Origin of the sequence: Dactylosporangium sp. NPDC051485 (assembly GCF_040682015.1) — a bacterium.
In the GTDB taxonomy this organism is placed as follows: domain Bacteria; phylum Actinomycetota; class Actinomycetes; order Mycobacteriales; family Micromonosporaceae; genus Dactylosporangium.
In genome coordinates this window covers 1-4,878 of the sequence record NZ_JBFAZW010000229.1, presented here as the reverse complement: position 1 = coordinate 4,878, position 4,878 = coordinate 1, and the positions used below count along the sequence as shown (strand labels likewise).

The following is a 4,878-nucleotide window of genomic DNA, read 5'->3' as shown; positions in this document are numbered from 1 at the left end:
CACCGTTCGTGGTTCTCGTGTTCCTCCTCGTGGTGGCCGCCCTTCTTGTGTTTGGCGTGCGCGCCGGCCTTCGCCGCGTGTCCACCACCACTCATGACGGTCCTCCCCGAAGTTCGCGTCGGCGCCCTGTCGCGCCTTCAGGGATCACATCGGTCCGATCGCCCGACAGATCAGTTGCGGGCCGGTGCAGCGCGGTAGCTACTGAGTGCAGCTCCGCGGCGGGTGAGTCCGCGGGCGATCAGCCCGGTCCGTCCGGCCCGGTCTCGCCAAGACGCCACGGGGATGCCCCGCCGCTTGGAACACTGGACCGCGACATCGCGCCGCGAGGCCTCCGCCCGGCATTCGCTGCGGTCGAACCGCATTCCTGGACGACACCACATGTGTACACGTGCGGTGTCGACCGCGGTTCGCGCCTCATCGATACCGACGGGAGAGCCGGACGTTGGACACCCGGGCGGGCGAATCCGCATCAGCGTCGAGCGTGTCCGGGCGGCAATGGGTCGGCCTGGCCGTCCTCGCGGTCTGCGTCGCCCTGTTCGTCGCCGCCTCGGCGCGCTGGCAGCACCAGTTCGACCTGCGGATCTACCACGGCGCGGTCCGTTCCTGGGCGCACGGCGGTGACCTGTACGCCTACCGCCAACCGGAGACCGTGCGGGTATTCGGCTTCACCTATCCACCGTTCGCCGCGATCGCCATGCTGCCCATGACGATCGTGGCGTGGCCGGTCGCCGCTGTTGCCCTCGCGATCACGTCGGTGTCGGGAACGCTGCTGCTGCTCTGGCGACGGTTTCACCGGTGGGCACCGACGCTCGCCGGCGGGATTCTGCTCGCCGCGACCGAACCCTGGCGGGACACCCTCAGTCTCGGCCAGATCAACCTGGTGCTGCTCACGCTCGTCGCGGTCGACCTGCTGTACCTGGTCGGACGGCATCCCGCCGCCGGTATCCTCATCGGTGTCGCCGCCGGCATCAAGCTCACCCCGGCGGTGTTCATCGCATACCTGCTGCTCGCCAGGCGTTATCGGGCAGGGTTCATTGCCGCCGGTACGGCGTTGGCGACCGTCGGCCTCGGATGGCTGATCGCCCCGGGGTCATCCCGCGCGTACTGGACGTCGCTGGTCTGGCGGACCGGCCGGGTCGGCGAGATCTTCTCCGTGCCAAACCAGTCCCTCGACGGCGCATTGACCAGGATGCACGCGCCCGCGGCGGTGTGGCCCGCGCTCGTCGTGGTCATCCTGGCGGTCTGGGCCTACCGGGTGCGGCGGGCCGCCGCCGCCGACGACGCCTGGGCCGGCCTGGCGCTGACCGGTGTGGCGGTGTGCCTGATCAGCCCGATCAGCTGGGTGCACCACCTGGTCTGGCAGATTCCGGCGCTGCTCGTCCTCGTCGACCGGCGGGCCGATCGGCGCCACCGGTACTGGTACCTGCTGCTCGGCGCCGGCATCTACGGGTTGATGGCCACCAGGGTCCTCTGGCTGTTCAAGGACCCCGCCAACCCGCTCTACCTGCCGGGCGCGAACATGCACGTCATCACCGGCCTGGTGCTGCTGCTCACGGTACCGGTCACATCGCCGCCGCGCCCCACCACGGTGCTGCCGGCCCCGGCCACGCGGCCGTCGCTTGCCGAGACGGCATAGCCCGCCACCCTCGCAAAAGCCACCCGTCGAGGCCGACCCCGCTCAAAGCAGCCTGACCCCTCAAGGATTCACGCGGAGCTGCACTGAGGACCGGCGAGTGCGGCCACGATCCGGTCGACGCACTCGCGGGCCGCCGCCTGCGTGGCCGGCCCGGTCAGCCCGGCGACGTGCGGGGTCAGCAGCGCGCCGGGCACCCCGACCAACGGCGAGGAGAACCGGTCGTGCTCCCGCTCGAACACGTCGACCGCCGCGCCCGCCACCGGATGCCCCGGGTCGCGCAGGGCGTCGGCGAGGGCCTGCTCGTCCACCAGCCCACCCCGCGCCGCGTTCACGACGACCGCGCCGGGCCGCAGCAGCGCCAGCTCCGGGCGCCCGATGAGCGCCGGTCCGCCGGGCGTGTGGCGGGCGTGCACGGAGAGCACGTCGGTCTCGGGCAGGAGATCGTGCAGCGCCGGTACCTCCCGTGCCCCCACGGTCCCGGTGCCGTGCGCCCGCCACACCAGTACCCGCATCCCCAGCGCCGCCGCCCGTCGCGCGAGCGCCGCCCCGGTGTGCCCGTACCCCGCCAGCCCCAGCGTCAACTCCCCGAGCTCCCGGGCCCGCCCCGGCGGATGTCCGCGCCAGATGCCGGCGTGGCTGGCCCGGTCGTGCGGCACCAGGCCGCGCAGCACCGCCAGGATCTGCCCGAGGACGAACTCGGCCACGCCGACCGCGTTGGTCCCCGGCGTGTGGACGAGGCGCACGCCGTACCGTTGGGCGCTCTTCGTGTCGATATGGCCGATCCCGCTGCCGATCTGGCCGACCACGCGCAACGGCCGCCGCAGCCCGGGCGCGCAGGCGGCGTCGAAGAAGCCGGCCGGCAGCGGCACGTTGGCCCGCGACTTCACGGCGTCGTAGCCGATCGCGCCTTCCCGGACCGTTTCGACCAGCCGCCCGAGGTCGAAGATCGGCTCCCGGACCACCCGTAAGCCGTCCCGCGGCGCGGGCGTGACGCCGCTGCGGTGCAGGTTGAGGGTGACCTCGCATCCGGCGGCCCGGGCCCGCTCGATCTCGCCGTCGAGCAGGTCGTCGGGCGCCCCGTCCCAGATGAGCAACCGGTACGTGAACACGGGTGCACTTTCTCACGGCATTTCCAGTACCGTGCTGCGGTGGTGTTCTGGTGGGCGCTGGTCGGTGCGGTGGTGGCGACGGGCGCGGGCGCGGCCGTCGGAATCGGGGCGTACTGGCGGCAGCGGCGCATCCTGCGGCGCGGCGCCGTGCTCACCGCCGCGATCGTCGCGTCCGAGGTCGTCGGCCGCAAGGTCCGGCTGTCGCTGCGCTTCGAGGGCATCGAGGAGCACGTCCTGGAGTTCCTCGGCTACCGGCTGCGGCCCGAGGATGCCGCGGCGCTCGTGCCGGGCGTGCCGGTGCGGGCGTGGGTGCTACCGGCGGACCTGTCCGAGATCCGCCTCGCATACCCGGGCTCCGGCCGGATGCTGCCGTTCCAGCTCGCCCCCGAGGTCTCCGGTCACTACCCGGACGGCGGCCTCGACGGCCTCGGAAGCCTGCTGGACCACCGCTGAGGCGCGGCAGGTCCGCCGAGCCGCCCTATCCGGGCTGCTGGTCGTGGCCGGCGGCCGCTGGCACCTGATGATCGGCGCGGTGGGGTGCTGCCTTGCCGCCGCGGCGGGTGTACAGGGCGGCCGCGCCGGTGCCCAGGCACAGCGCGGCGGAGCTCAGGGCCAGGGACCAGTGCACGCCGATGGCCTGGCCCAGCACGCCGACCGTGACGCCGCTGCCCGCCCGCAGGCCGTTGGCCGAGACGTTGTAGACGCCGATGACCCGGCCTCGCTCCGCCGATGGGGCCAGGAGCTGGGTCACGGTCTGGCCGATGGACATCGCGGCCAGGTTGGCCACGCCGCCGATGAAGAGCACGACGATGGCCAGGGGGTAGTTGGCGGTCACGGCGAACGCGAGGCTGGACAGGCCGTAGATCAGGGTGGTGACCAGGGCGGCGCGGACGGTCGGGCGGATGCGGCCCGTGGCCTCCAGCAGGACGCCGCCGAGGACGCCGCCGGCGCCCGCGGCGAAGAGCAGGACGCCGTAGCTGCGCGTGCTGTCCCCGCCCAGGTCGTCGGCGAAGACCGGCATGACGGCCTGGAGCGCGGTACCGACGAAGAACGAGGCCAGGCCGGCGAGGATGATCATGCTGATCAAGGTGTGGTCGCCGGCCACGCGGCGCAGGACCTTGACCGTGTCGAACAGGCCCACGCGCTGGCCGCGGGGGCCGCTGTGGCGGGTGTGGCCGGTGAACCTGGTCCGGAACAGGAACAGCGTCAGCGGCAGGTAGAAGGCGATGTTCGTCAGGATGCCGGCCGTCGGGCCCAGCAGCGCCAGCAGGACGGAGCCGACGGCCGGGCCGAAGAGGACGCCCAGGCTGCGGAAGGTCGCGTTGAGCCGTACCGCCGAAGCCAGCTCCGCATCGCCGACGAAGTCGTGCAGCATCAGCTGCTCGCCCGGGCCCCACAGCGCGCCGGCCATGCCGTGCAGCACCAGCAGGACGCAGGCCTGCCAGATCTGCAGGGAGCCGGTGATGAACAGGATGCCCCAGATCAGCGAGACCAGCATGAACAGCGCCTGGGCGGCCTGGATGACCCGGCGGCAGTCGTAACGGTCGGCCAGGCCGCCGAACCACACCGACAGCAGCAGGAACGGCACCCAGTGGCTGATCACCTGGAAGCCGGCGAGGGCCTCGGAGTGGAACTTCTGCCACAACATCCAGTACGTGATCACGTGCTCGATGTTGTCGGCCATCATCGACAGGGCGGCGCCGAAGAGGTACGGCCGGCAGTCCCGGTTGCGCAGGGCGGCGAACTTGCGGGCGGCCGGGGCGGCGACGGTCATGGCGGACAGCCTGCTCCGGTCCTTACCTGTGGGCGGGGGCGCGGTGGGCCGGAGTGACCGGCGCCACCCACCGCAACCGACCTGTTTTCCGGGGGCCGGCGAGGTCGACAGGAATGCGTTTTCCCCGTGGCTCCCACGCTATCCGTGTAGCACCGTTTCGGTCATCTGGTCCAGCCATTGGGCGAGCTTGGCCCGGCTCCAGCCGCGCTGCTCGATCAGCAGCGCCACCGTGTGCCAGGTGACGATCGCCCACAGCGTGTCCGTGGCCCGGCCGACCGTCAGGCCGGGCCGCAGCCGCCCGTCGTCCGCCGCGGCCCGCACCAGCCGCTTGAGCGCGGCCCGCCGGCCCCGCTCGTGCC

The 4,878-nt window shown here is 72.5% G+C and carries 4 protein-coding genes and 1 pseudogene; 2 read left to right on the top strand and 3 right to left on the bottom strand.

Translation table 11 applies throughout. From position 1 onward, the window contains the following. Positions 1-481: 481 nt before the first annotated feature. Positions 482-1,636, top strand: a complete 1,155-nt coding sequence (locus AB0M46_RS51030) for a glycosyltransferase 87 family protein (RefSeq protein ID WP_363348967.1) — start codon at positions 482-484, stop codon at positions 1,634-1,636. Between the two features lie 68 nt (positions 1,637-1,704). On the opposite strand, the gene AB0M46_RS51025 is transcribed toward AB0M46_RS51030, so the two are convergent. Then, positions 1,705-2,745, bottom strand: coding sequence for an NAD(P)-dependent oxidoreductase (locus tag AB0M46_RS51025; RefSeq protein ID WP_363348965.1), 1,041 nt, complete (start codon positions 2,743-2,745; stop codon positions 1,705-1,707). Between the two features lie 39 nt (positions 2,746-2,784). On the opposite strand from AB0M46_RS51025, the gene AB0M46_RS51020 reads away from it, so the two are divergent. Then, the gene (locus AB0M46_RS51020) at positions 2,785-3,198 is read left to right on the top strand and encodes a hypothetical protein (RefSeq protein WP_363348963.1); all 414 of its coding nucleotides are present in this window, start codon (positions 2,785-2,787) and stop codon (positions 3,196-3,198) included. A gap of 25 nt (positions 3,199-3,223) precedes the next feature. On the opposite strand, the gene AB0M46_RS51015 is transcribed toward AB0M46_RS51020, so the two are convergent. Both AB0M46_RS51015 and AB0M46_RS51010 read right to left on the bottom strand, forming a co-directional pair. After that, positions 3,224-4,519: an MFS transporter gene (locus AB0M46_RS51015; protein ID WP_363348961.1), complete on the bottom strand. Its 1,296-nt coding sequence runs from the start codon at positions 4,517-4,519 to the stop codon at positions 3,224-3,226. A gap of 138 nt (positions 4,520-4,657) precedes the next feature. Further along, a pseudogene (locus AB0M46_RS51010) lies at positions 4,658-4,878 on the bottom strand (hypothetical protein); the annotation flags it as partial.